The organism is Marinimicrobium agarilyticum DSM 16975, assembly GCF_000423345.1.
Lineage (GTDB): Bacteria > Pseudomonadota > Gammaproteobacteria > Pseudomonadales > Cellvibrionaceae > Marinimicrobium > Marinimicrobium agarilyticum.
In genome coordinates, this window is record NZ_AUHU01000005.1 from 125565 (window position 1) to 150146 (window position 24582).

The 24582-nt window shown below is 57.1% G+C and carries 21 protein-coding genes; 13 read left to right on the forward strand and 8 right to left on the reverse strand.

Annotated features, from left to right (window positions below):
* Positions 1–9 precede the first annotated feature (9 nt).
* Both G547_RS0105760 and G547_RS0105765 read right to left on the reverse strand, forming a co-directional pair.
* Positions 10–1509 (reverse strand): radical SAM/SPASM domain-containing protein, encoded by a 1500-nt coding sequence (locus G547_RS0105760; protein WP_027329021.1) that lies wholly within the window; start codon positions 1507–1509, stop codon positions 10–12.
* Between the two features lie 11 nt (positions 1510–1520).
* Positions 1521–2051, reverse strand: coding sequence for a hypothetical protein (locus G547_RS0105765; RefSeq protein ID WP_027329022.1), 531 nt, complete (start codon positions 2049–2051; stop codon positions 1521–1523).
* Positions 2052–2495: 444 nt separating this feature from the next.
* Between G547_RS0105765 and G547_RS0105770 the strand changes: the two genes are divergently transcribed.
* The 6 genes from G547_RS0105770 to G547_RS0105800 all read left to right on the forward strand — a co-directional run bounded on the left by G547_RS0105770 (position 2496) and on the right by G547_RS0105800 (position 10279).
* Positions 2496–2921, forward strand: a complete 426-nt coding sequence (locus G547_RS0105770; RefSeq protein WP_027329023.1) for a tannase/feruloyl esterase family alpha/beta hydrolase — start codon at positions 2496–2498, stop codon at positions 2919–2921.
* A 508-nt stretch (positions 2922–3429) separates the two neighbouring features.
* Positions 3430–3990: a hypothetical protein gene (locus G547_RS0105780; RefSeq protein ID WP_027329025.1), complete on the forward strand. Its 561-nt coding sequence runs from the start codon at positions 3430–3432 to the stop codon at positions 3988–3990.
* Between the two features lie 284 nt (positions 3991–4274).
* Positions 4275–7493: a hypothetical protein gene (locus tag G547_RS0105785; RefSeq protein WP_157209803.1), complete on the forward strand. Its 3219-nt coding sequence runs from the start codon at positions 4275–4277 to the stop codon at positions 7491–7493.
* 53 nt (positions 7494–7546) lie between these two features.
* On the forward strand, positions 7547–8593 hold the full coding sequence (locus G547_RS0105790) for a hypothetical protein (RefSeq protein ID WP_157209804.1): 1047 nt from the start codon (positions 7547–7549) through the stop codon (positions 8591–8593).
* Between the two features lie 150 nt (positions 8594–8743).
* The gene (locus tag G547_RS0105795; protein WP_027329028.1) at positions 8744–9226 is read left to right on the forward strand and encodes a hypothetical protein; all 483 of its coding nucleotides are present in this window, start codon (positions 8744–8746) and stop codon (positions 9224–9226) included.
* A gap of 63 nt (positions 9227–9289) precedes the next feature.
* Entirely contained in the window at positions 9290–10279 is a 990-nt protein-coding gene (locus G547_RS0105800) for a hypothetical protein (protein ID WP_027329029.1), read from the forward strand.
* Between the two features lie 6 nt (positions 10280–10285).
* Here G547_RS0105800 and G547_RS20340 read toward each other — a convergent pair whose 3' ends face one another.
* Positions 10286–11656, reverse strand: a complete 1371-nt coding sequence (locus G547_RS20340; RefSeq protein WP_051234911.1) for a S8 family serine peptidase — start codon at positions 11654–11656, stop codon at positions 10286–10288.
* A 140-nt stretch (positions 11657–11796) separates the two neighbouring features.
* Between G547_RS20340 and G547_RS0105810 the strand changes: the two genes are divergently transcribed.
* The 6 genes from G547_RS0105810 to G547_RS0105835 all read left to right on the forward strand — a co-directional run bounded on the left by G547_RS0105810 (position 11797) and on the right by G547_RS0105835 (position 18134).
* Positions 11797–12288 (forward strand): RNA polymerase sigma factor, encoded by a 492-nt coding sequence (locus G547_RS0105810; protein WP_027329030.1) that lies wholly within the window; start codon positions 11797–11799, stop codon positions 12286–12288.
* The gene (locus tag G547_RS22530) at positions 12285–13016 is read left to right on the forward strand and encodes an anti-sigma factor family protein (RefSeq protein WP_027329031.1); all 732 of its coding nucleotides are present in this window, start codon (positions 12285–12287) and stop codon (positions 13014–13016) included. The genes G547_RS0105810 and G547_RS22530 overlap by 4 nt, the downstream gene beginning before the upstream one ends.
* A 39-nt stretch (positions 13017–13055) precedes the next feature.
* Positions 13056–13562, forward strand: coding sequence for a CC0125/CC1285 family lipoprotein (locus G547_RS0105820; protein ID WP_027329032.1), 507 nt, complete (start codon positions 13056–13058; stop codon positions 13560–13562).
* 229 nt (positions 13563–13791) lie between these two features.
* The gene (locus G547_RS0105825) at positions 13792–16149 is read left to right on the forward strand and encodes a TonB-dependent receptor (RefSeq protein WP_211224510.1); all 2358 of its coding nucleotides are present in this window, start codon (positions 13792–13794) and stop codon (positions 16147–16149) included.
* 27 nt (positions 16150–16176) lie between these two features.
* Positions 16177–16881 carry a response regulator transcription factor gene (locus tag G547_RS0105830; RefSeq protein WP_051234913.1) on the forward strand — a complete coding sequence of 235 codons (705 nt, stop codon included), beginning with the start codon at positions 16177–16179 and terminating at the stop codon, positions 16879–16881.
* Positions 16881–18134, forward strand: coding sequence for a sensor histidine kinase (locus G547_RS0105835; RefSeq protein ID WP_211224511.1), 1254 nt, complete (start codon positions 16881–16883; stop codon positions 18132–18134). Before G547_RS0105830 ends, G547_RS0105835 begins: the two co-directional genes overlap by 1 nt.
* 156 nt (positions 18135–18290) lie before the next feature.
* On the opposite strand, the gene G547_RS0105840 is transcribed toward G547_RS0105835, so the two are convergent.
* Positions 18291–19247: an alpha/beta fold hydrolase gene (locus G547_RS0105840; RefSeq protein WP_027329036.1), complete on the reverse strand. Its 957-nt coding sequence runs from the start codon at positions 19245–19247 to the stop codon at positions 18291–18293.
* A gap of 93 nt (positions 19248–19340) precedes the next feature.
* Between G547_RS0105840 and G547_RS0105845 the strand changes: the two genes are divergently transcribed.
* Complete coding sequence (locus G547_RS0105845; RefSeq protein ID WP_027329037.1) at positions 19341–19913, forward strand: CGNR zinc finger domain-containing protein; 573 nt, start codon at positions 19341–19343, stop codon at positions 19911–19913.
* Positions 19914–20708: 795 nt separating this feature from the next.
* Here the strand turns inward: G547_RS0105845 and G547_RS0105850 are convergent.
* Genes G547_RS0105850 through G547_RS22535 form a run of 4 tightly spaced genes read right to left on the reverse strand, consistent with a single transcriptional unit; the run spans position 20709 to position 24369 of the window.
* Positions 20709–21788, reverse strand: a complete 1080-nt coding sequence (locus G547_RS0105850) for an ABC transporter permease (protein WP_027329038.1) — start codon at positions 21786–21788, stop codon at positions 20709–20711.
* Positions 21778–22734, reverse strand: a complete 957-nt coding sequence (locus G547_RS0105855; RefSeq protein ID WP_211224512.1) for an ABC transporter ATP-binding protein — start codon at positions 22732–22734, stop codon at positions 21778–21780. The genes G547_RS0105850 and G547_RS0105855 overlap by 11 nt, the downstream gene beginning before the upstream one ends.
* Positions 22727–23704 (reverse strand): HlyD family secretion protein, encoded by a 978-nt coding sequence (locus G547_RS0105860; RefSeq protein ID WP_027329040.1) that lies wholly within the window; start codon positions 23702–23704, stop codon positions 22727–22729. The genes G547_RS0105855 and G547_RS0105860 overlap by 8 nt, the downstream gene beginning before the upstream one ends.
* Entirely contained in the window at positions 23701–24369 is a 669-nt protein-coding gene (locus G547_RS22535; protein ID WP_051234915.1) for a CerR family C-terminal domain-containing protein, read from the reverse strand. The genes G547_RS0105860 and G547_RS22535 overlap by 4 nt, the downstream gene beginning before the upstream one ends.
* Between the last annotated feature and the right edge of the window lie 213 nt (positions 24370–24582).

The window sequence follows — 24582 nt, forward strand, 5'->3', positions numbered from 1 at the left end:
GCCCGTTGATTAAAGAATGCTGGCCGCCGCGATCAGTTTGCTTGAGGACCGTTCCTCGACAACGGGTGACCTGACTGTAGCCGTACCGAATGCCTTATTGATATGGTGTTCGATGTAGCGTTCGAACCAATACTTTCTGACCTCACAGAATAAGTCTTTCTCATCCATGTGGCCGTACTCCGCATAAGTGTGGCCGGGCGACCCTGATTCACACAACTCTCTCCAGGCACACGCTTTGCACTCGCTAATTTTATCTGAACGCGTGTACATCTGGTATAGCTGTTCGTAGAATTGAGGTTTTCGGAAGCACATGTCCAGCGTCTCGTTCTTGACATTGCCGAGCATCCAGCTCTGATCTACCCACATCTGATCCGCAAGCACGTCCCCTTGTGGGGTAATGCGAGGGAACGCGTTATAGTAATAAACGTGTTTGGGAAACTTTTGGCTGTCCAGGCTAAACCTACCAATCTCGTTGTTTCCCAGATCCCCGTAGAAATTGCCATGGACCTGTAATGTCGGACTACGATAGTTCGCAATAATGTCTCCTGCTCGAACCCAATCCTTGTTTGCCGGCGCTATGGATTCCCAGGGTGTGTCCTCGGCATTGCCCTGGCGCTGCCATTGCGAGAACACAAGCATCCCGGCACTATATTCTTCCGCCAGCGCAATAATCTGCTCTACCTGGTGAATGTTGTGTTTGGTTAGGCAAACGAAAAGGACAACCTGCGGCCCTAGCCCAAGCTCCTGAAACATGGCCAGCGATTCACAGGCATCCTTAAATGAACCCGTTCCCCGAACCAGGTCGTTCGTTATTTCATTAGCGCCTTCAAGGCTGACTTGCAAACGAATCTGCGCCGAATGCCTCTTGTTTAGGTCCGAAATCTGTTCGGCGAATCTCTTTGGAAATTTTCTTCCATTAGTATAGAGGTCTACGTCGTGGCCGCAGTCGCGAACGCAATATTCCACCAAGCTCATACAGCCTTTGCGGACGATGGGTTCGCCCCCCGAGATCGCGATACGCCGCCCGGAGTGTGGTGGAAGCGAGTCCACGGTATCGTAAATGGTATCCCAGTCCATTTCGTTGGCCATCGGCTTACCAGACGATACGTAGCAATGGGTACAGGTCATGTTGCACGCGTTGGTTATCTCAATGTGCAGACCAGTGAAATCGCAGGTATTGTAGACGGGACGGCCACTTAACTTGTGGTCATTTGCATTGCAAAACAGAATTTCTCTTTTGCGTAGCTGAAGCGCAAGTTCGGACAGGTCAAACGATTCGGCATTTTCGTTTTCGTTCTCGAGCTTTCGCATGATTTCGGAAAACCGCCGTTTCCCATTACACATTGCCAAAAGCTCGTCGGCCACAGGTTCAGTAATCACCCAATTTTGCGTCCAGGGGTCGATGATGAAGCGGTAGTGGCACGTATCGGGGCCCGTAAAAGCTCTTGAAATTAAGCCAGGGTTGGCATAAGGCCGCCAGGAATACGCGTATTCCGGTATTGGTTGCATGACTGGCTCCTTTAACGGGGACCGGGGAAAACCACAGGGGGAACAAAAGCAGGATCTATGTAGGTTGGCGTTGGCCTGGCAAAGGCTGTTGGTGTGGGGCGAGCGAACGCCGTGGGTGTGGGCCGGGCGAATGCTGTCGGGGCGGGTGCGGAAAAGTTCGCCGGCATGGGTCCTGAAAAACTCCCCGGCGTGGGGCGGGCAAAGGCCGTAGGAGTCGGGTAAAAACCTGGCATGGTCGGCCAAGAATACATGGGAGGGGGCGCATAATTTTGTGTCGGTGTTGGTCTGGCAAAAGCTGTAGGATATCCGCCTGGCTGTTGCCGAGCTGCTTGTTCCTGAGCTACCTTTTGCTGGCGTTCCGCTTCTGAACCACTGGCTTTGATTAGCGCTTCGACTTCCTCATCGGACATTGCGTACTTCTTTAGCTCTTCAGGAAGAATCTTGTAGTAAACACCCTGGTGGATGATGTAAAGGGCGTCCTTCTTTTCTTGTGTTCTTTCTTCGCCCTCTGCTCGGTTTTTGTCAGTGCGCTTCGTAGCCATGAAATGTCTCCTTATTTATTGGATAACTGCAACTTCAATGTATAGCATATCCTGTCGGACCCTGACTAGAGATTACGACGCCAAGTGCTCGGTAGCAGAATTCTGGTTTAAATGACGAGACTATTCAGACGAAACCTTGTTGAAGGTTTAAGCGACACGGAAAGCGGTGATCGGGTAAAGGGCTCAGAAGCTATCAGGGGCACACAGCTGGATTCACTTTCGACACGGGCCTCCGCCTCAGCGTGGTGTCTTATTACCAGCGGAACTTTTGAACGCCGACGACATTCAAAAATGGCCTATTGGCTGCGTCGAATTTTATATAAAGGTGCTGAAGCACCAGGACCGAAATCACCTGTTCGGCATTGATCGGGGCTGAAACTGCACACACCGAAATTGCCCGCGCTGAGGAAAAACCCGCCGGTTCTTTCAGCGTCGGTGGTGACAATGCCGCTGGTGACACGCCGGCCATGCGTTCGGGGTATTCGAATTTCGGCCAGCGCTAGCGCCGACCAGACCGAGCTCGACATCGACGCCGAGGATGCCCGGCTGCGCAATGACCCGATACAGGCGCGCACCGACAGCTACCGCTGGACCAACTTTTCGACCTTCCTCGATCGCGGCGGGAAGATTCTGTTCTATCACGGGGTCAGCGACGCTCGGTTCTCCGCCTACGACACGCTTGGGTTTTATCTGCGGGCGGGCGAAGCCAATGAAGGCTGGGGCGACGCCAGCCGCTTTTATTTCGTGCCCTGCATGGGCCATTGCGCCGGCGGGGCCAATACCTACCATTCCTTTGACCTGCTGAGCGCGGTCGTCGACTGGGTGGAAAATGGAGAAGCGCCGAGCGCTATAACTGGCAATAGTCGGTAGGCTAGCGGTGACAGGGGGTGTGGGGCATGTTATAACGAATGCCGGAGAAACATAGGAAGCTTTCTTGTTTTAAATAAGGAAAATTTCCTGCTAATAATATTGTTAAGGAGACTCCGTGACAAAAGGACCATCCCAATATCGCCCCGGGAGAGGCACCTTGCTGCGTTTTGGTGTCATTTTTTTAATAATCGTCGCCTACTATCTGGGATGGTTCTGGCTGACTGGCTTTACGAGTGGCCAGGAAGAGCCTGGATTGGTGGATAGGTTGTTGTGTCCACTTACTTTCGTTTGCTCTGACGTTTCCAGTTGGAGGGTGATGTTGGTGGTTAACGGAGTGGTTTTCGTTGTATGGATGCTGTTTCTGATGGGCGCACGGGGTTTCGTTGTGGGGAAATCGTTCGGCGGGAAGCTGTTGGGGCTGTCGGTCAGTTTGTTGGTTCCTTTGGCTATAATAGCGATATTCTTTATGGGGCTCGCAATTTCGAGCATCCATTAACAGAGAGCGTCAATGGGCTTTTTCTTGAAGACAACGTTGGGCCTGGTGCTACTGCTGGGCATAGCCGATTATCGAACTTGGCGAGAAGTTGCCAAGCGGTATGAGTTCCCCCAAGCGGTACTTGATGAGGCGCTCTTGCAGCAAATGTCTGATAGACCGCAGTTTGTGAGGATTCAATCCGTCCAACAGATTCCCGGCAGCGAACCCGATGAACTGGGGCTTCGGTTGGGGGTCAGTACGGTGTTCGATCCTGATAAAGTGCGGACGGTCGAGGTGGACCTGAAAGCCTATCTGGTAGATAACGTAATGACATTCACTCACCCCTGCCTGCGCCCTTCGCCACCCGAACCGGGGACTGTCTATAAAGCTGAATTGCAGGAACAGTTGGTTGGGGCCCGGTACAATATCCCTGTTCCTGGCATGCAGCCAAGGTATGATCATTTTCCGGTCCGGCCGGTCAGGAAAATAGATTGGAGTGCTGACTCTGTCACGCTGCAAGTGGGCCTGGTGACCACATACAACAGAGGGCAGGATATGATAACCGGTCAGGCCTGGCCAGAATGTAAGAGTTAGCCTGGGGCCTTTCAGCCTCGGCCCGAGTGCGTATTTTTTGCACAACCGACCCAGACAAAAAAGTGACGCTGGGTGCAGAAAATAAGGTCCACCTCAAGGGCGCGACAAGATACCGGCGGAAAAATTATTAATTAAACCAGCAAACATAAAAAACCGTGATCCAGTCCACATTTTTATTGAATCCGAAACATACCCGTGTATAAACTCCATTTGGCATGCCGCTCAACACCGAGCTTGGAACAACGCTTCGCGTGCAAGCAACAAGGACCCCAATGGAGAACAACATGGTCAAACTCAAGACTCCCCTTACGTACCTTTCCGTCGCGACACTGGTGGCCCTCGTCGGCTGTGGTGGCAGTTCAGGCGGTGGTGATAACACCCCCCCTCCGACGACTGAACCGCCCGTTACCGAGCCGGGCCCCGTTGATGAAGGCAGTGGCGTCACACTGGCCGGTGTGGCCACCAAAGGGGTCCTGAAAAACGCCCGCGTAACCGCCTACGAGCTGGATGATGCCGGCGAGCGCCTCGAAGGCTCGGTAGGTAGCACCGAGACCGACGGCGAGGGCAGCTATGAGCTGGAGCTGACCAGCGACTACCAAGGCGGCCCGGTTGAAGTGGAAGTGACTGTCGTTGAAGGCACCACCAAAATGGTGTGCGATGCAAGCCGCTGTGGCGATGGCGAACGCTTCTCGGACATCGACCTGCCCGTGGACTTCGTATTAAACGCCATCGTCGACAAGCCCGTTGAAAGCGACCGTATTGAAGCGGCGGTTACCGCCTGGTCCAGCATGGCCGCCAAGCGCGCCAAGGCCCTGATCGCCGAAGGCGGCAAAGACCTGGCCGCCGCTCGCAAGCAGGCCTCGGCCGAAGTCAGCCAACTGGTTGGCTTTGATATTGAGCGCACCGGCTCTAAAGGTCTGTCCCAGATTTCCGGTGCCAGCGCCGAGGAAACCCAGTACGCAGTGATGAACGCCGCCGTGGCCGAGCTTCTGTTCAAAGAAGACGGTGAGGTCAGCCTGGGTGAAAAACTGCAGAAATTCACCGCCGCCCTGCAAGATGGCAGCGCCGGAGACGCCGATGACAGTTTCAACATGGCGAACCTGTCTCAGGCGATCAACGACGTCATCAACAGCTCCGACGGCCTCGACACCGACGCGTTGGATGCGCTGAGCAATCAGTCTGCCCAGTACGATGCGGCGGGCGAAGCAGGGTTCTCACCGGACTACGATGAAGACCTGGTGGTTGATGAAAATACCACCACCGAACAGAAAATTGCCGCTTATAAATCATTCGTTGCCGATGCCCGCACTTGGGTGTCCACGCTCGAAGCCACCGACACCGACAGCATCGCGGCGGCTGCTGAAGTTGATGCTGAAGCCATCAAGGCCAGCGTAGACGGTAAAGTCCAAAGCCAATTCCAGTTTGTTGGTGAAGTGCTGAATCAGGTAGGCCTGTTTGCTGACGCCAACCCGGAGAAACTGGTGGCCCTGTTGAATGACGGCGGCTCCGAGCCAATCACCATCACCAACACCAATGGCGACACCGTGGGCACCGCCCACATTGAAGCCACCTATGATCAGGGCCTGGTTCTGTCTCTGTCCGGCACCGTGGCGGGTGACTCCGGCGATGCTTTCGCACCCTTTGCATTGGCATTGCACACCAGCATCACGAAAGGCGCTCTGGAAGCGTTCGTTACCGATGACGGTCAGGTAAGCGGACTCTTGAACGAACTGGCGCAAAATACTGAGCTCAGCCTGGTCGGGCACGTTGGCGATCTGTCATCCGATCACTTTATCCAGTTGCGCGACCTGTCCGTATCGGTTGAACTCGCGAATGCCCTCCAGGCCTCCGAAGACGGCCTGTTCGACGCAGACGAAGCTGATGCGGCCTTCCGCTCAGCAGCGCTATCGGGTGGTGTGACAGTGTTCAGCGCCGGCAATGAACTCACAGGCGATGTAGAAGCCTCGATGGTTCGCCTGAACGACGACGCGCGCCTTCTGGGCGACTACAACAGCGGCCCGATGAACCTGGAGCGCCTGCGCTTTACTGGTGACCTGCAATCCGCCGACGGTCGCTACGCGGCAGGCGTTACCATTGCTGCTCGGTTGAACAACGCCGCCAGCTTTGATGCGTTTACCTGGTCGGATTACTCCGGGGCACGGCTTGCCGTCAATGGTGAGATGACTTTTTCACCCATTGAGGCGCTGAGCACACCGGTCGCGAGCGACGCGGATGCCACTGTTGTCTACTACAACGACGACTGGGAAGGCAGCTACACTCCCTCTATTCGGGACCTGTATGAGACCGGTGAGCCGACTTCGTACTTCTACGTGTTGGATCAGGAGTCCGCCGATGCCTTGAGGGAAACGTTGGCGGCAAATGTGCGCGATGCATTGCCGGAAGTGGTCACTCTGAGGTACTACGACTACTCCATAAGTGATTATCAAGAGTTTGACTACAATCTTACCGGATTCAAGACTGATGCAGTGCTGAAATCATTGGATACCTTCTGGGTAGAAGGCGATCTTTCCGTATCGCTGAACCTTGCAGAGGTCGTCGACATCCCGGGAAATGATTACCAGTATTACACGGTCGTTCCGTTGTCGGATAATATCTTGTCTGGTTCTCTGGATAAAAATGGCTACGAACGTGGAACGTCTCTCACGTTAGATTTAGCTGATGCCGATCTGTTGAATGACGTGGCTGCGGCCTTTCAGGCTCAAACCAATCGTGTCGGAGACGACCTGCACGCCTTCTACTTGTCGACCAACAACGGCGGCTACTACGACGTCCGTAACATCGACACCGACGAGTACAACCTGTGCCTGGCAGACCGCGAAGCGTATGTGAACCACCGTTACGGAGATACCCAATTTCCTACGGTGATGCCGGGCTGTGCGGAGTTCGCGTTGAAGGGAGAGGGAATCGAAGGTGATCCTCTCGCCGAGGCAGATGCTGAGCTGCTTGAGCAGGGTGTGATCGATGGAATCCAGCAGCGCTTGTCGTTGAATGATACGCAAATGCAGGAGTTGAATGTCACGTCAATCCGTGCGTCAGCCTCGACGGAAGTGAGCGGTGGTGGCTTCTGGGCCGATATGTACCTCCCGGACCTCGAAACCGCTGACAATTTCCTCAAGGGCTCCGTCACCGTCTCGGCGCGCCTGGCTCTACCAGAGCTGCCCGAAGCCCGGCTGACCGCAACCTTCAATCGTTCCGCGTACGAAGGCGGTATGGTGCGCATCAACACCGACTGGGACGGCGGTAACTACACCCTGGAAGCCAGCGGTGATATGGCCGAATCCGAGTCTCTGGACCTGCGCTTGTTCAACCCCCAGGGTTATGAGCTGAAGTTGAACGCCAGCACCAACGAAGCGGGTGAACCCATCATAACCGGCGAGGCGCTGATCGATGGAGAAGTCATCGGCACCGTCGAAAGCCGCGATGGCGTGCCCGTGATTGTTTACCCCAATGGTGATGCCAACGAAGTCGAATCGCTTATTTAATGGAAGAGCGTAATACGCGTCGCGTTAGCACAAGGTTGGGCTCCGGCCTGGCCTTGTTGCTTTTTATTTTTGCACCGCTGCCGACTCTAGCCGACAGCGGTGTTTTTGTATCCGTCACCCTGGATGGGTACAGCGAGCCAGAACCCTTACTGGACACCGTGGAGGAGTGGGGCGAGTCCTTCGATAAAGGCGAGCGCCAATGGCTGCTCAATGAGTTCGAAGTTGGCTACCGGCTGAACAACGGCCTATCCATTGCCGTTGTTCAAAGAGGGCTGGCGTCAACTCGCATCAATGAGCGAGCGGCACAATACTACGGTCGCATCGAGCGCAACGAACCGTTGACTGACGCAAATGTACCCATTGAACTGACCGTCTCTGGCTTTACAGGGCAGGGCGCCAGGCTCGGTTACACTCACCGCCAGGATCGTTGGAGTGCATCGGTCGATGTGTCGGTTTTTGAAGCCCAACACCTGATGGATGGTGGCCTATCCGGAAGCTTGACCACAAATACTGACGGCAGCTACCACATCGCCGCCGATGTGGATTACCATTATTACCGGGACAGCCTGTTCAATCGCCCCAACATCGACCGCCCAACGGGCGTCGGTCACGCGCTGGACCTGAAGCTGGACTATCAAGTCACCGATCGCTGGCAGCTATCCGTGCAGGCTGAGGATGTGTGGGCCGCCGTTGAATGGAATCGAGCCCCTTACACCGTCGCATCCGCCAACAGTCAGCGGCAGACTTATGACGAAGCAGGTTTTGTGTCCTTTAATCCATTATTCGAGGGCACCGAAGGTTATCGGGAGGAGTACCGACAAACCATCGAGCCCCGATACCTCCTCTCCTCCGAATTCAAAAGCGGCCCTTGGTCCTTCAACACCCACCTGAAACACCAGTTCGGCACCTTGATGCCCGTTCTCGGTGTAGCCCGCCGTTGGCGGCCCGATACCGAATGGGGGCTGAGCTATGATCTGGAACGTCGCGTACTTGGCTTGAGTGCCAGCCATCACCGCTGGGTGTTAGCGTTTGCTACTGATGCTCTAGAGCTAGAGAAGGCCAAAGCGCTCTACCTGACACTGAGCTACAACCCCAGCTAAGTAATTCTGCCCCCGGCGCCAGCGCCAACCAGGCCGAGCTCGACACCGAAGAGCTTGCAAGTGTCGGTAGGAAGCTCGTATTTATCGAAGGAATAAATCTCCCGCTAAGACGTTAACTGATTGAAACCCAATCAGTAGGAGGTCTTAGTCATGAAAAAATCAACACTTGTACTCGCCATCGCTTCCGTTCTGGCTCTGCCAAGTTCGGCCCAATCCATCAATGCTGACGCCGAGTCTGATGCTCGCGTTAACGCCAACGCCCAGATGCAGACCTCTGGCGCTCGTGAAGCCAGTGAGCCAACCGACGAACAGGGACAGGGCGCGGCTCAGGCTGCCGTTCAGAGTGGCGTTGAGACTGCTTCGGAGGTTCGCACCCAGGCTGAGTCGCAAGCTGCTGCTGCGGTGGAGTCGGCCAGTGTTGCCGCAGCGACTGGCGCGGATGTGGCCGCCGAAGTCAGCCAGACGGTGAGCAATGAAGTGTCCAATTCCGTGAGCGCGGCAGCGGCGACGGCGGTGGATGCGGAAGTGGCTCAGCAGGTGAGTGCCGCCGTGGCCGACCAGGTGGCCACTGAAGCGGCCGGGGCCGTTGAAGCCTCCGTCAATCAGGCACTCAACGCCAATATCACTCGCTAACATCCCTGTTAATTGACACCGGCGGGCATCAGCCCGACCGGTGTTTTTTTTGGAGTCATTGCCATGAATACACTACCCCGAATTGCGTTAACCCTTGCCGCCGCTTTGTCCAGCGTTGCCACCTTTGCTCAGGAGGGTGGGACGTCGGATAAAAAGGCTGATTTCAATGTGAAACTCCAGGCCGGCGGTGCCTATGATTCGACGCTGTCGGTTGCGTCGCTGGACCAGATATCCAACCAGGGCGACTGGGCGAATGTATTGTACGGCCGGGTCGGTGGTGAGCTTTATCCGACCGAGCGAATCACCTTGAAAGGCAGCTACAGCCTATCCTCGCGCCGCTATCACGAGGTCAGCGAATTCGATCAGGACCTGGGTATCGCGTCGCTGGATGCCGCCATCGACCTGGCGGGCATCACCTGGGGCCTGAGCCGCCATATGGCCGACGCCGAGCTTGCGTCCGAGCCCTTGCTGGATCTGACTCAAAACAGCCTCTACGCCGCTAAATTGTTTAGCTCGGGTGTTTATGTTCGCGGGGCTTACACCGACAGCGAAAAGCGGTTCGAGAACAATCGTGACCGCAATGCCGATGACGAGGAGCTGGCTGCCGATGTGTATTATTTTCTCAATGAGTCACGCACGTTCTGGTCATTGGGTGTGGGTCGTCAGGTGGAGCACGCCCATTCGCCGGCGTTCGATAACACCGCGCTTAAATTGCGTGCTCGCTATTCCCACACCGGTTCGATAGCGGGTCAGGAAAGCAGGATTCAGCTGGGCTGGCGCTATCAGGATCGGGACTACGGCAACGAGGAGTCGCTGCCTGTCACCGACAGCGGAACCGAACAAGGGCTGCCTGGAACCGGTAGCGCCATGTCACCAACCGGCAGGGGCACCCGGCATGACCGCAGTCATGTGGTCGAAGCGATCTGGACACTGAGTTTTCTGGAGTGGCTGGCACTGGAAACCAAAGTGGAGCACGGGAACTACCGCTCGAATTTCGATGCGGCGGATTACCGGGAAACCGGCGTATCGGCGCTATTGAGTGTGGAGTTCTAATTCCTGTTACTGCAGCAGGCCGTGGCCGAAAATCGGGTCGCGGCCCGCCTCTCCAAGGTCTTTCGCTTGCCCGGCCAGATACTGCACCACGTTTTCACTTGAGGCCAGTTGCCTGGCCAATGCACAGGCCACATGGGCGGTCACCGTCGGTGCCGCCATGGAAGTGCCGCTCTCATGACCAAACTCCCCGGTGCCCCGGGTGGTGCGTACCGACACGCCGGGGCCGGCGAAATCGATGTGCTCCCCCCGATTGGCCCAGCGATACACCTGCCCGTCGGCATCCACGGCGGTACTGGCGATCACGCCACTGTAGGCCGCTGGGTAAAGCGGCGGGGCGGCCGGGCCTTCATTACCTGCTGCCGCGACCACGACGGTACCGCCAGCGATAATCCGCTCCATGGCGGTGGCGAGTACGCGATTGTCGGGCCCCGTGAGGCTCATATTGATCACGCTTACGTCCTGCTCGGTCAGCCATTCCAGGCCCGATACTAAATGCATCATGGTGGCGCCCTGGGCGTATTGGTTGCGGCTGTAGAACACCGAGGCGTTATAGAGTGTCGCCCCCGGTAAGCGCGCGGGTACTCCGTCAATAATTCCCAGCATCAGCCCGGCTACGGCCGTGCCATGTCCGGTGGGCGGCCCTGTCTGTGCCGTGCCCTCGGGGTCCGGTAAAAAGTTTCGCTCCACAATGCGGCTGTTGATCAGCCCGGGATGCTCGGTGGCGATGGCGGTATCGATCATGCCCACCTTCACTGCCTGTGCGCACACCGGTTGACGTGGGCGCTCGGCGGATTCCGGCGATGAATTGTCGGCCTGAGGCCTGTAGATGTGATTGCGGTCCAGTCGTTCGGCCAGGTCGGCCGGCAAGGCGCTTTGCAGCGCGGCGTAGGAATCCAGTTGCGGGGGCACCCGGAAGCGCACCATCTCCAGCCCCAGCTTGGGTAGGCGCTTCTGCTCCAGAATCTCGACGTTCAGCGGTTCCAGCAGCGACAGTTCCCCGGGCGCAAGCATCAGCAGCCACTCGTGCTGCACGGCGCGCCAGCCGTCTTCCACCTCCACGTCCATAAACAGCAGGACGCCCCGGGAGTCCAGTATCGGCATACGGCTGGGAAGGGCGCCCAGGGGTTCTGCCGGTGGGCGCAGGGTGTCGGGCAGTTGCTCCGGCAACGGGGCCGTGAGTCGGCGCTCCAGGGCACTGGTGACATCAGGGAGGGAATCCCGGTGCACGCGCTCTATGGAGTCAATAGAGCGGTCCACCCGGTCGGTCACCGCGGAGGGCAAATCCAGTTGCGCCTGGGCGACGGTGCCCAGGCCCAGCAGGCATAGCACCAGCGGGCGCAACCGGGTCAGTCTGGCCGGTCGGGGGTTGGCTTTCATAATGACGTATCCGGTGAGGGTGAGCGCTTGGCCCGAGGGCCACCTGTTACTATAACGGCCTCACCCGATAAAAAATTCCTGGGGTCGGGAATAAAAAAACCGCTGGCCCGTTAACAGGGTACAACAGAAAGGTGCTGTCTATGAAAAGTGATTTGACCGAGGTGTTGCCTCAGCTCAGGCGGTTTGCTTACTCGCTCACCGGGTCGATGGACGATGCCGACGACCTGCTACAGAGCACGGTAGAGCGAGCGCTGAACCGTACTGTACCCGAAGGCGTGGAATTGACGAAGTGGCTGTTCCGGGTCTGCCGGAATTTGTGGATCGACGGTTACCGCTCTCAGAAGGTCCGCCAGGAAGCGACTTTGCAGCCGCAACTGCAGGAGCGCGAAATTGTCGACGGAGAGCGGGCCATGTCGAGCGAAGTCGAGCTCGATCAGGTCAGCCGCGCCATGGATAAACTGCCGGACGACCAGCGTTTGGTGCTGTCGTTGGTGGCCGTCCAGGGCCTGTCCTACAAGGAGGCAGCCGCCACGCTGGAAATACCCCCGGGAACCGTGATGAGCCGCCTGGCTCGCGCCCGAACCGCTCTCATACAAAGCCTGAACTTACCTGTAGCGAGGACCCGCTCATGAACATCAACGATGAAACCCTGTCGGCCTTTCTGGATGGCGAACTGCCCCCGGCCGAAATGGAGCAGGTTCGCGCCCGGCTGGCTGAAGATCCGGCACTGGCGGACCGCCTGGCGGAGCTGAGCGCCGTGGACGAACTGGTCAGCGAACGGGCCCGGGCCATTGATGAAAGGCCACTGCCGAGTGCCGTTCAAAAGATGCTGTCGGAAGAGGATGCCAGGCCTGAATCCGCCCAGGTGATTGCCTTTCCCTTGTGGCGACGCGCCCGTCAGGCCCTGAACGCGCAAACCGGCATTGCGGCCGCTATTGCGTTGGCGTTCGGGTTCGGACTGGCCGAGGTCACCGACAATGCCGGGAGTCCGCAAGTCGACGCTTTTCAGCCGGTCGCCGAGCGTCTGGAAACGCTGCCCAGCGGCACCACCGAAACCCTGCCCGATGGCCGGGAAATTACCCCCCGTCTCACCTTTGTGAATCGGGACGGGCAGCACTGCCGGCAGTACCGGGTAACCGGCGCGGGCGAGCGGTCGGAGAACATCGCCTGCCGCGCCCAACAGACCGAGGCCGGCTGGGAAGAGTTGGCCAGTATTCGGCAGCGGGCCGTGGAGCCCGGCAGCTATCAGACCGCCAGCGGTGGCTCATTGCTGGACAGCGCGCTCGACCAGATGATGGCCGGCGACATCATTGAGCCGGAGCAGGAAAAGCAATTGATTGAGCGCAATTGGCAGCAGTAACCATGCTCAGTCGTTTACCAGACAATCGGGAGGTAACGTATGAAAAAGCCAATAGTCGCCCTGATGATGGTTCTGTTGATCAGCGCCTGTGCGGCACCCAAGGTTTACCAACCCGCCTCAGACGGCGGCTACGGCTACCGGGAAAGTCAGATTGCCGATAACCGGTACCGTGTGTCGTTCAAAATGCGCGGTGACACCCAGTTTGAGGCCATGGATTACGCTCTGCTTCGGGCCGCCGAACTGACGTTGATGGCGGACTACGACTGGTTTGTGGTTGCCGATCGGCACGTCGATGGTGAGAAGCGGGAGCCAAGCACTGGCGTAAACGCGAGCCGCACCCGGGAGGTAGAGCGCCACTGCGGTTTGCTCGGCTGCACCACAAGCTCCCGTCCCTCCACCACTTACGGCGCCGAGATCAGTTCGGGTAACCGGGCCGAGTCGGAAGTGATTCTGGAAATCCGCTTGGGCAAGGGTGTACGCCCCACGGAGGTCGACAGCTATGACGCCCTGGAGGTGCGGAACAATCTGCGAAAGCGTGCGAATTAAAAAAGCGGCGGCTGCAATCCTGGCTTAACAGGGGGGCCGCCGAGTCTGAGGTTGGGCGGAATCGCGAATCGGTTGCTCTTGATCTTTCACATTTCAGCGACTTTTTAGTCACATTGGCGCTGTTAACCTCCCACCGTTTGATCAACTAACTACGGTCGATTCTCGGAGGGATAGCAACATGAGCAGGCGATTTAGCAATATGGGCAGGTATTTGAGGCAGGTATCGTGGTTGACTCTGTCGATACTCCTGATTGGCTTTCCCATTTTCACCCACGCTGCAGAAGCGCCTGGTGCGCTGACTATCGTGGTGAAAGATCAGACTGAACGGCCTCTCTCAAGCGTGCAGATCACGATCACGGAACGGGAAACCAATTCCACGCGATCAGTAGAAACCGACGCCCAAGGTCGCGTCGTCGTTGATCAGCTTGACCCCGGCCTCTACTCGGTGAACATAGCCAAAGATGGGTTCGCTACATCGTATGAGCCAAGCATACGCGTGATTACGCGCAAAAATGTCCAGATTGACTTCGAACTCAGGCCGCAGACCATTGAGGAAGTGCTGGTTCGGGCTCGGCAAGCTGATAGATTTTCAGCGGCATCAGCATCCAGCACCTATCTCGATAGGGAAGCGCTGCGAAGTGCTGTAGGCGGTGGCGCCGATCCACTCCTCTCGCTGGACGGGTTACCTGGCCTGGCATCCACCGGTGAATTCGCAAACTTTAGCGTGCGCGGCCGTGGCCCGAGAGACAATCTGTTATTCGTCGATGACTTTCCCTTTGATAAAGCGGTGCATTTTGATGCATCACTGGGCGAAGAGGAGGATGTCGGTGGCGGCGGTCGCTTCTCGATTTTCGCACCGAACGTTATCAGTGGGGCCGAGTTCTCACCGGGTGGATGGGGTCCGGCTTATGGTGGCCGGGCGGCATCGCTTCTCAAGCTGGAGGTCGCCGATGGCAATCCAAGCCCTTCAGCGAGTCTGCGTCTTGACCTGGCGGGCTATGAAGTGGGCTATGACGGCCCTTCAGGTATCACTGAAGATTCTACGATGCTCGTTTCTGCCCGACGACTGGATTTCGGCGCCTTGTTTGAAACCATCGAAGAGCTGGATATTGGCGAACCTGTTTTAAGAGATATCATCGTGAAGTCGGTTGTACCCATCAACGAGACCCACACGTTCGAAGTCCTACTGATGGATACACACGAAGAGTATACGCGCGGCGTCACTCACGTTTTTGCGTCGCCCAATTTCGAAGATGCGGCACTTCAGGACTCTGAACAAGATAGCGATTTGTACGGGCTGACGTTGCGATCATTGATCGGTGAAGAAGCCGTTTTGACCAACAAGGTTTACTACCGGAAAAGCGACAAGATCAGCTCAGAGGGCGAAGCATTCCCTGATCTCGTACCTGAAGGATCACCCGCGTCCAGCTTTCCAGTGCGGGAGGACATTATTACCATCGGTGAAGATGAAACGGAGATCGGCTGGCGAAGTGATTTTGAGACGATGAATCAATGGGGTGTGTTCAGTGCCGGTGCTCGGTTAACGCAAATGGAACTGGACTACAATACTGTTCTGGATGGTGATTGGAACCGGTTTGTCTACGACAGTGATGATTTCAGACCAGACCCCGAACAGCGTTATATTGTGCTGACTCCCGAGAATATCAACTCTTCAATAAAGCGGAAAGAAACGAGCTATGCGGGCTACGTAGATCAGGTTTTCGAAATCGGCGATTGGGATGTTGGCACCGGATTGCGATTCGAGCGGGACGGCTTTGCCGACGAAAGCTTCGCGTCGCCCCGGTTCAGCGTCAACTGGCAGCCGGGTAAAGCGGTTCGATATTTTGCGACCGCAGGACTCTTTCATCAGTCGCCACGGTTTTTAGAGCTTGCCGCCAACGAGTCGAACGACCTGGAGAACGAAGAAATCACGCATAAAAGTATCGGTTTAAAGTACTTTCTGAACAATAATTGGTCGGTGTTAACGGAGGCCTATCATCAAAATCTCGACAACCTGGTGGTAGACCTTGATCGGACAAGCGGTACTTTTTCCAACATGGGTGACGGCACATCGTACGGTGTCGATTTCGTGGTCAACGGCATGATTCGAGAAGGTCTTTACACTACCGCCACCTACTCCTACAACGATATCGTCATAGATCGGAAGGATGGCCGCGGTGAAGTCGCCGCCAACTTCAGCCGAAAGCATGTCGCGACCCTCGGCCTGACCTGGGAAATCAACGATCGCTGGAAGGTGGCCGGGCGCTACAAATATCTTTCTGGCAGGCCAGACGAAGAATTCATTATTCATTCAGACGTACTGGGACCCGGGGAACCGCTACGGTACTCAAAAGAGATCACTGAGCGTAATATTGGTCGCAAAGACGGTTACAGCCTGGTGAACGTTCGTGTTGACTATCGGCGCGCATTCGGCGCTATAGATGTAACATCCTTTCTCGATGTCATCAACGTAACGGCGGCGGGCTCAAGCGACGACAGTGAGTTTGACTACCGCCGAGGCGTTGAAGTGGAAGACAGTGGCGAAGCCGAACCACTGATTGGCCTGAGACTGGACTACGCTTGGTAAATTGTGCCTGGTAAGGGAGGGCAACGGATGGTACGCAAATTCGGTGACGTGCCGATTAGAGCGTTGATTGTCGAAGACAACCGTGATATTTGCGGGAACATTGCCGCGTACCTTGAAAAGCACAGCTATGTTCTGGATTTTGCTTATGACGGTATTAGAGCCATGCACCTGGCGTTATCGAATAGGTACGACGTTATTGTTCTGGACCTGATGCTTCCGGGGATGGATGGCCTGAGTTTCTGCCGGAAACTGCGAGCGGAGGGCTCAGAAGGTACCCCCGTACTGATGCTGACGGCGCGAGACACGCTTGACGATAAGCTTAAGGGGTTCGAGGCCGGAGCCGATGACTATCTGGTCAAGCCGTTCGCCTTGCAAGAGTTGCATGCGCGACTTCAGGCGCTGTATAAACGCAGTCACCGAAATACTGAGAACCTGCTGACGGTTGGTGACCTGACCATGAACCGGTCCACGCTGCAAGTGTACCGTGCGGGGCAGCGCGTCGACCTCACCCCTGCCGGGATGAGGCTGCTGGAACGACTGATGGAAGAAGCCCCTTCTGTTGTGGCTCGCGAGGATCTCGAAACCTTGTTGTGGGCCGACGAGCGCCCCGATGGTGATGCGCTTCGCTCTCACTTGTACAGGCTTCGGCAGGCTATCGATGGTCCGTTCGATACCCGGCTGGTTCACACGGTGCATCGCATCGGGTACCGAATAGCAGAGGATGATCACTGATGTATCGGCGAAGTTTGCGCAATCGGGTCGCCATTGCATTTGCGATATGTGTAGCGTCGCTCAGCGTGGTCTGGGGGTTGGCTTTCTTCGCGGCGATCAGGTTGAGCGAAGATCGTGTGCTGGTGACTCAGCTCCAGCGTGCCGCCGAACGTTATCCCTCCCTGACGGAGAACCCTCGCGGATACGATGAGGCTGGTAGCTTGCCGGAGCCAATCAGGGCGTGGGGGGAGGCGAACCCCGAAGAGGGGTTGTACGAATTCACTGCCGAGGAGTTGCACGTCGCGGTAGTGCCTCTCGGCGATAAAAAGCAACACGCCTTTGTGGTTTTCGACGTTGCCGGGATTGAGGCTTCATCGTCAGAGGACTGGTGGTTGCTACTCCTTATCACCGGTGTTGTGGGTACGCTCGGTGTTCTTGGTTTCGGGTTGGGAATTATTGTGATGCGTAGGGCTGTCGCTCCTGTTTCGCAACTCGCCAAAATGGTCGAGAACATCGACCTGGAAAATCTATCGGCTGGAGATCATAAACGCATAGAGTCCCGCCGGTTTGGTGATGATGAGGTTGGCATGCTCGCTGAGACCATTGAGAAGACTCTTGAGCGTATCAGCGCCTTTGTGGCGAGGGAGCGATACTTTACCGCTTCGGCCAGCCATGAGTTGCGCACGCCGATCACAGTGATAACAGGAGCACTTGAGCTTCTGGAGCAAAGTGATCTGTCAACGACCGATGTGGAGGTGGTGGATCGAATAAGGCGTGCGACACTCGAGATGAAAACCACGATTGAAATGTTCTTGTGTCTCGCTCGGGAAACCGACGATGGGTTGTGCGAGGAGCAGTTTTTAGTGATGCCGCTGGTAAGGCAAGCGATAGACCAGCAGCGTTACCTGTTAAACGGAAGGTCCGTCGATGTTGAAATCGATTTGATTGATGTTGAAATCGGTGATCGCTCAAAACCCGTAGCCTGCGGACACGCACAGGCTTTTTCTATCGCGGTCAATAATCTGGTGCGTAATGCCTTCGAGCACACGCTCGACGGGCAGGGACCGATCACGATTCACGTCGAAGAGGGGGTGCTGTTTATCACCAATCAGGTGCGCGGTGAAGCTGATGCGCAGTACGAGCCGACCGAGGCGTCGCAGCCAAATGGGTATGGTCTGGGTCTGGGCATCGTTCAACGGCTCTGTGAGCGCAATGGCTGGTCGTTTTCATTGCACGCTGATGAGGCGCGCGTAGCCGCCCGGCTTTCGTGGTGACGATGCTGAGATACTTCACCTTCCTTGCTGGCGGCGGGGTAGCACTCACTCTGGTACCGAGGCTGCTCAATGGTGGCCATATCTCTGCCCCAGGCCAATGTAACCACTGCCACCGGTCAGAAAGTTGTCTTGTTTAGTCGCCCGATTTCATATTATTCAGCTCTTCAGATGATTATTCAGAAATTCGCGAATAACCGGGATGATCACGTTGCCGTGGGTTTCCAGGGCGAAGTGCCCGGTGTCGTAGAAGCGAATATCCGCGTGCGGTATATCCCGCTTCCATGCCTCCGCGCCTGGGGGGAGAAAGAATGGATCGTGTTTCCCCCAGACGGCGAGCAGCGGCGGTTGGTGTTCCCGGAAATATGCCTGAAATTCCGGGTACTGCTCAACATTGCTCGCGTAATCCAGCAACAGGTCAAGCTGGATATCTGCCATGCCGGGACGAGAGATCTGGGCGCCTTCCAGCGTGTAGGCATCCGGCGCGACCAGGCTGGTATCGCTGACCCCCTCTACATATTGCCACTTGATGGATTCTGGCCTCGGGAAGTCGCTGAGTGCGTCGCGGTTCTCTTTAGTGGGATTGTTCCAGTACTTGCGGATCGGTTCCCACCCGTTTGAGAGCCCTTCTTCGTAGGCGTTGCCATTCTGAGAAATGATCGCAGTCACCTTGGAGGGGTGGGCCAGAGCCAAACGCCACCCGACGGGCGCGCCGTAGTCGTGAACCGCAATGGCATAGCGGTTGATCGTTAACTGATGGGTGAATTGATCAATCGTTTCCGTCAGGTTGGCGAATGTGTACTCGTATTCTCCGCGCTCCGGTGACTCCGTATAGCCAAAAGCGGGCAGATCCGGAGCAATCACATGATAGCGGTCTGCAAGGGCGTCGATAACATCCCGCCACATATAGGACGAGGCTGCGAACCCGTGCAGCAGCAAAACCGTTGGTGCTGCCGGATCCCCGGCCTCGCGATAGAAGAGATTGACATCACGGACCTCCTCAAAGCGGTGGTGGATCTGACGCTTTGCCTGTGAGGACGCCTTGGTGGCTGCCTTGCCCTCGGAAAGTGGGGCTTCCGCAGTACTAACCGGTATGTTCGGGTCTTGGTATGTCATAACGAATCTCCTGAGTAACCACTAAAGTTTATTTTTGAAGGTTATCCTTGGTCGTGGTAACCTGTCAACACCAATATTAAAGGTTACTTTTCTATGTCGTCAGAAGTTGCGCCGCCGTTTGTCGCTGGCAACCTCGCTCTCGATTTCATCAACACGCTGTTTGGTACAGGGGCGGATCAGCATGAATGCCTGGAAGAAGACGCCAGTGTGGTTGAGTGGCTCTGCCAGGCGGGTGTGTTGACGGAAGCGGTTACGCCCCCGCCGGCCGGATTGTTACAACGTTCCCGCGCACTTCGTGAGGAGATGAGGCGGCTGGTCATTTCCGCCAAAGACGGGCGGGCTGCCGACCCCGATCTCGTTAACGAGGTACTCGAACGCGGTCATCCCGTGGAGAGGCTTGAATGGGAGCCTGAGAAGGCCGCGTTCAGTAAAAAAGAGGAAAGGCGGGACCTGAGCGCGGAAAGCCTGTTACAGCCAGTGGTGCAGGCTTTGGTCAAGTTGTTGACAGAAGAAAACCTGCCGCTTGTTAAAGAGTGTGAAGCCTGCGACTGCGTCTTATTGTTCCATGACCAAACGAAGTCACACCGCCGTCGCTGGTGCAGCATGGCCTCCTGTGGTAATCGGGCGAAGGCTCTCGCATATCGTGCAAAGAGAAAAGCCAAATAGTTTTTCAAAAGGAGGCGCGCATCCTTTGTGTTGCGTTGGGAACTGGTGCGGAATTCTCCTATTTGGTTGAAAAATTTCCGAGTTGACGATTTGCTGCTTACGACCCAGCAGCCTGTTGGTTAGCGCTAACCTGTCGTCGGATGACGGGGCTTTCGGGACGTGGTATAAACCCGTTCCAGGCATCAAACCTGAAAATATTGATGAATGGTTTTTCTTAGGTGCATCGGTAGGCCACGGATATCCTGCGGAAGGAACTGGAAGCCAGTTTGGTGTGAATAATCCGGGACAAATACAAGTTGTTCAAATGGAGCCAGCTGCGTATGAGTATTTCAAACGGTGGGGGCAGGGTGTTGTGTAAATTCATGCCGAGCATGAAAGACGGTTATGTGTGGTCAATACTTAACTCTGAAAACTCATTGTGGAGGTGGCTAATTGTTTGACACTTGGACGTTAATTCTAGGTCTGATATTTAGCTCCATAGGTTTAGGGTACTTTATATATGGCGGTAAACAAAAAAACGTGGTGATGCGCTATAGTGGCTTAGCGTTAATAATTTATCCTTACTTTATTTACAATGTATACGTAATTTTACTGGTAGGTTTTGTATTAATGGCGCTCCCTAAATTTATCGATTTATAGATAAGGAATCGGTAAAGAGTATTGCTTTTCTGATACATCCGAAAAGAACACATAACAAACAAGGCCACAGAAGTTGTGGGCGGCTTTCCAGTATGTCCGGCGAAAGCGGCGCTGAACCCGCATGCCCGAGCTTTGGCGCAGAAAAACTTGTGAAAATCAGTCCAGCCGCTTACTGAACCGCAGCGTCGCGACGATCATGAAAACCGTAAAGAATACCAGCATCGGCCAGATCTCCGCGTGCAGCTCTCCGAGCTCCGCGCCCCGGACCAGAATCCCCCGCGACAGCCGGACAAAATGAGTCAGCGGAATCGCCTCCCCGATCCATTGCGCCACGCGCGGCATGCCCTCGAATGGAAACATGAACCCCGACAACAGAATCGACGGCAGGAAAGTGAACACCGTGAGCTGGATGGCCTGAAACTGCGTCTTCGCCAGCGTCGACACCGTCAGGCCCAGCGCCAGCGCGGCGAGAATGAAGAAGGCGGACGCCAGGTAGAGATCGAGCACATGGCCCCGCACCGGCACGTCAAACAGCCACTGACTGACCCATAGGATGAGGGTGACTTGAATCAGGCCGATGATGACGTAGGGAATGATCTTGCCGAGCATCAGCTCTGATGATGTTACCGGCGTGGTGATCAGCAGCTCCAGATTGCCGCGCTCGCGCTCGCGCACGATGGCAATGGCCGTAAACAACACCATGGTCAAGTGCAGGATGACGCCGATCAGGGCCGGGACTATGTTGACTGGTGAGCGGCGTTCGGGGTTGTAGTAGGTGCGCGCCTCGAACAGGGGCGGCGGCTGCGCCCGGCCCGGCAGGGGCATCTGTGTGAGCCGCCGGGCAATGCTTTCCACCGTCGGGTCGGAACCGTTGATCAGCAGTTGACCGGCGGGCCGGTCGGCGTCCATCACCCGCCGCTCAAAGTCGTGCGGGATGTAGATGCCGACATCAATCTCGCCCGCATCGAGCAGCGCTTCCAGCTCCTCGGGACCGGCGGCCGATCGGGTTATCCGCACCACCTGGCTGGCTTCGGTTGATGCTACCAACTGCCGGGACAGACTGGTGTTGGCATGGTCTGCCACAGCCGCGCTGACATTGCGCACGTCCAGGTCGATGGCGTAACCAAAGAGCAGTATCTGCAACAACGGCACGCCGACAATCATACCGAAGGTCAGTCGGTCGCGCTTGAGTTGGCGCACTTCCTTGCCGGCGATGGCGAGCAGTCTACGCAGCATGGGTCTCGCGGCCTCCGTGGCGGTTCAGGCGCGTGGCGGCCACAAAGACATCCTCCAGGTTGGCCGTAACGGAGTCGACCTCGCTGTCGATATGTGCTTTCTCCAAGGCTCGGCGGATCAGCCCGGCGGGGTCTTCGACCGCCTTGTCTGTGAGTGCGTGCAGGCGCGTGCCGAGCTGGGCAACGCTCTGTACCCCGTCGGTCGCTTCCAGGCAGTCGCGCGCCGCGCGGGGTGAGGCTGTCTCGATTTCCACGACACCAGCATTGATGTTGCGGATGAGATCACGCGGGCGGCCCTCAGCCACCAGGCGGCCTCGGTCCAGGATGGCCAGATTGTGGCAGCGCTCGGCCTCATCCATGTAGTGAGTGGAAACCAGTACCGTGGTGCCGTGCTCGACCAGTGCGAACAGGATGTCCCAGAAATCGCGGCGGCTCTGTGGGTCGACGGCCGATGTGGGCTCGTCCAGAATCAGCAGGCGAGGGCGGTGGAGAGTGGCGCCCGCCAGGGCCAGACGCTGCTTTTGGCCGCCGCTCATGGTGCCGGCAAATTGCTTTCGCTGCTCGGTCAGCCAGTATTCCTCCAGCGCCCCATCAATGCGCTGTTTCAGGTCGCGCCGCGGCAGACCGTAGACGGCGGCCAGAAAGCGCAGGTTCTCCTCCACAGTGAGGTCTTCATACAGCGAGAACTTCTGCGTCATGTAGCCAATGTGTCGCTTCAGCTCCTCGGCCTGACCCTTGACGCGAAAGCCCAGCACCTCCACCTCGCCGGCGGTGGGTGTGAGCAGGCCACAGAGCATGCGGATGGCGGTGGACTTACCCGAGCCGTTGGGGCCCAGGAAGCCGTAGATGGCCGCCTCGGGAATCTGTAGGTGGAGATCATCGACCGCCGTGAGTGAACCGAAGCGCTTGGTCAGGCCTTTGGCGTCGATAGCGATGGAGTCACTCATCGTTGCCTCCTCCCGATGCATCGGGTGCGACCGCACGCACCGGGATGCCACTGGGCAGCGCTTGCGCATTCTCCAGGTCGATCTCAGCCAGATAGCTGAGTCGGCCGGCGTCGTGTTCGGTCAGGGCAAAGTACGGGGTGTAGGCCGCTTCGCTGGCAATGTAGCGCACCCGGCCCGTCCGGTCGCCGTGGCCGTCGATACGCACTCGTACTCTGACACCCGGCTGGAACTGATGGTGCAATGCGGCTGGCACGTAGACACGGGCATAAGGCGGCTGGTCGGTTGCGCGCAGCAGGACCAGGGCCTCGCCCGGCTGAGGTGTTTCCCCCTGCTCAAACGGTAGCGATTCAACCAGGGCGGCGCGCGGGGCGGTGAGCGTAAGCCGCTCCAGCGTCAGCCGCTGCCCTTCGGCCGCAGCCTTGGCCTCGCGCACGGCGGCCCGGGCCTGTTCCAGTTCCTCAGCGGTGGTGCCCTCGACCAGCGCCGCCAGCGCAGCGCGGGCGGCGTCCACCTCGCCCCGGGCCTGATTCCGGGCATTGCGCGCGGCATCAAGCTGACTGGCGCTGGCCAGGTTGCGGGCCTGGAGGGGGGCGATGCGCTGCAGCTCGTTGCGGGCCGTCTCCAGAGCCGCCTCGGCGGCAATCAGGCGGGCGCGCGCTTCGTCGATGACTTCCTGCCGGGGGCCGCGCAGCAGTTCATCCAGCCGGCGGCGGTTGCGGTCGGTGGCGGCCTCCAGGCGCGCCAATTCGGCTTCAAGGCGCCGGGTGTCCTGTTCCAGCAACAGTGCTCCGGCCTTGACCGTCTGGCCTTCACGCACATGAATGGTGGTGACCGGTTCGGCCCGCTCGGCCGCCAGGGCGACGCGGTCGCGCTCCAGCGTGCCCACCACGGGGTATTCGTCCGTCTCGTTGCAGCCGGCCAGTGCTAACAGCATCAGCAGGACACAGGTTCTGGAAACAGAAGGGGTCATGTGCCGGCTCCGTGATAGAAAAGTTGCAGGGTGTGTTCGGCCAGTTCGTCGATACGCTCGGGCTCGATGTTGTAATCCAGTACCTGCCCGGCCACCGGCCGGCCGACGAAGGGGAAGACGGCCATGCTCAACAGCGACAGCGCGATCAGGTCGGGATCGAGGTCAGTGCGCAGGGTGCCGAGTTTCTGGGCGCTCTGCACCAGCTCGCGCAGCCCACGGCCACCGCGGCCGGCAAAGCCCTGCACAAAAGTGTCGCGCATCTGGCCGCCGGGTGTCAGTACATCACGCACGATCAAGGACGGTACTTGGGGGTTGTCTGCCAGCAGGCGCATGTAATTGTGAACAAAACGCGGCAGCCGATCCTCGCCGTCGGGCGGGTGTCTGGTCGCGGACTCCAACTGGGCCAGGATAGGCCCCAACGCGTGCTGCAGCACGGCCTCATACAGCCCCTGCTTGTTGCCGAAGTAGTAGTGGATCATCGCCGGTGTGGCGCCGGCCTCCTTCGCAATGGCAGTCACCGACACACCGCGGAAACCGTGCGCGGAAAACTCGCGCAGGGCGACATCAAGCATACGATCGCGGATCGCCGGATCGTCGCTGGGCCGGCCGGGGCTGCGCAGCGGAGGAGGTCTTTCGGTTTGCTGCGGTGGTTTTTGAGTGCTCATGCTTTATATTAATAAACCATTTAATTAAATAGTGCAAGGCTGGCTCAGTCGCCAGATTAATCTTAGAGGACACCATTATTGATGCGGAATCTGGAAGTAGGGGACGAACTGGAATGTTTGGTCATGAGGCACCTGTTAATTGCCTCAAAACCTTTGAATACTCCACCTGGCAGTATTATAGTACAAATAATAAACTTACCATCCTGTCCCCAC

Coding starts and splice junctions, on each gene's coding strand:
- G547_RS0105760 (WP_027329021.1), bottom strand. CDS start 1,509: ATGCAACCAATACCGGAATACGCGTATTCCTGGCGGCCTTATGCCAAC.
- G547_RS0105765 (WP_027329022.1), bottom strand. CDS start 2,051: ATGGCTACGAAGCGCACTGACAAAAACCGAGCAGAGGGCGAAGAAAGA.
- G547_RS0105770 (WP_027329023.1), top strand. CDS start 2,496: ATGCCGCTGGTGACACGCCGGCCATGCGTTCGGGGTATTCGAATTTCG.
- G547_RS0105780 (WP_027329025.1), top strand. CDS start 3,430: ATGGGCTTTTTCTTGAAGACAACGTTGGGCCTGGTGCTACTGCTGGGC.
- G547_RS0105785 (WP_157209803.1), top strand. CDS start 4,275: ATGGTCAAACTCAAGACTCCCCTTACGTACCTTTCCGTCGCGACACTG.
- G547_RS0105795 (WP_027329028.1), top strand. CDS start 8,744: ATGAAAAAATCAACACTTGTACTCGCCATCGCTTCCGTTCTGGCTCTG.
- G547_RS0105800 (WP_027329029.1), top strand. CDS start 9,290: ATGAATACACTACCCCGAATTGCGTTAACCCTTGCCGCCGCTTTGTCC.
- G547_RS20340 (WP_051234911.1), bottom strand. CDS start 11,656: ATGAAAGCCAACCCCCGACCGGCCAGACTGACCCGGTTGCGCCCGCTG.
- G547_RS0105810 (WP_027329030.1), top strand. CDS start 11,797: ATGAAAAGTGATTTGACCGAGGTGTTGCCTCAGCTCAGGCGGTTTGCT.
- G547_RS22530 (WP_027329031.1), top strand. CDS start 12,285: ATGAACATCAACGATGAAACCCTGTCGGCCTTTCTGGATGGCGAACTG.
- G547_RS0105820 (WP_027329032.1), top strand. CDS start 13,056: ATGAAAAAGCCAATAGTCGCCCTGATGATGGTTCTGTTGATCAGCGCC.
- G547_RS0105830 (WP_051234913.1), top strand. CDS start 16,177: ATGGTACGCAAATTCGGTGACGTGCCGATTAGAGCGTTGATTGTCGAA.
- G547_RS0105835 (WP_211224511.1), top strand. CDS start 16,881: ATGTATCGGCGAAGTTTGCGCAATCGGGTCGCCATTGCATTTGCGATA.
- G547_RS0105840 (WP_027329036.1), bottom strand. CDS start 19,247: ATGACATACCAAGACCCGAACATACCGGTTAGTACTGCGGAAGCCCCA.
- G547_RS0105845 (WP_027329037.1), top strand. CDS start 19,341: ATGTCGTCAGAAGTTGCGCCGCCGTTTGTCGCTGGCAACCTCGCTCTC.
- G547_RS0105850 (WP_027329038.1), bottom strand. CDS start 21,788: ATGCTGCGTAGACTGCTCGCCATCGCCGGCAAGGAAGTGCGCCAACTC.
- G547_RS0105855 (WP_211224512.1), bottom strand. CDS start 22,734: ATGAGTGACTCCATCGCTATCGACGCCAAAGGCCTGACCAAGCGCTTC.
- G547_RS0105860 (WP_027329040.1), bottom strand. CDS start 23,704: ATGACCCCTTCTGTTTCCAGAACCTGTGTCCTGCTGATGCTGTTAGCA.
- G547_RS22535 (WP_051234915.1), bottom strand. CDS start 24,369: ATGAGCACTCAAAAACCACCGCAGCAAACCGAAAGACCTCCTCCGCTG.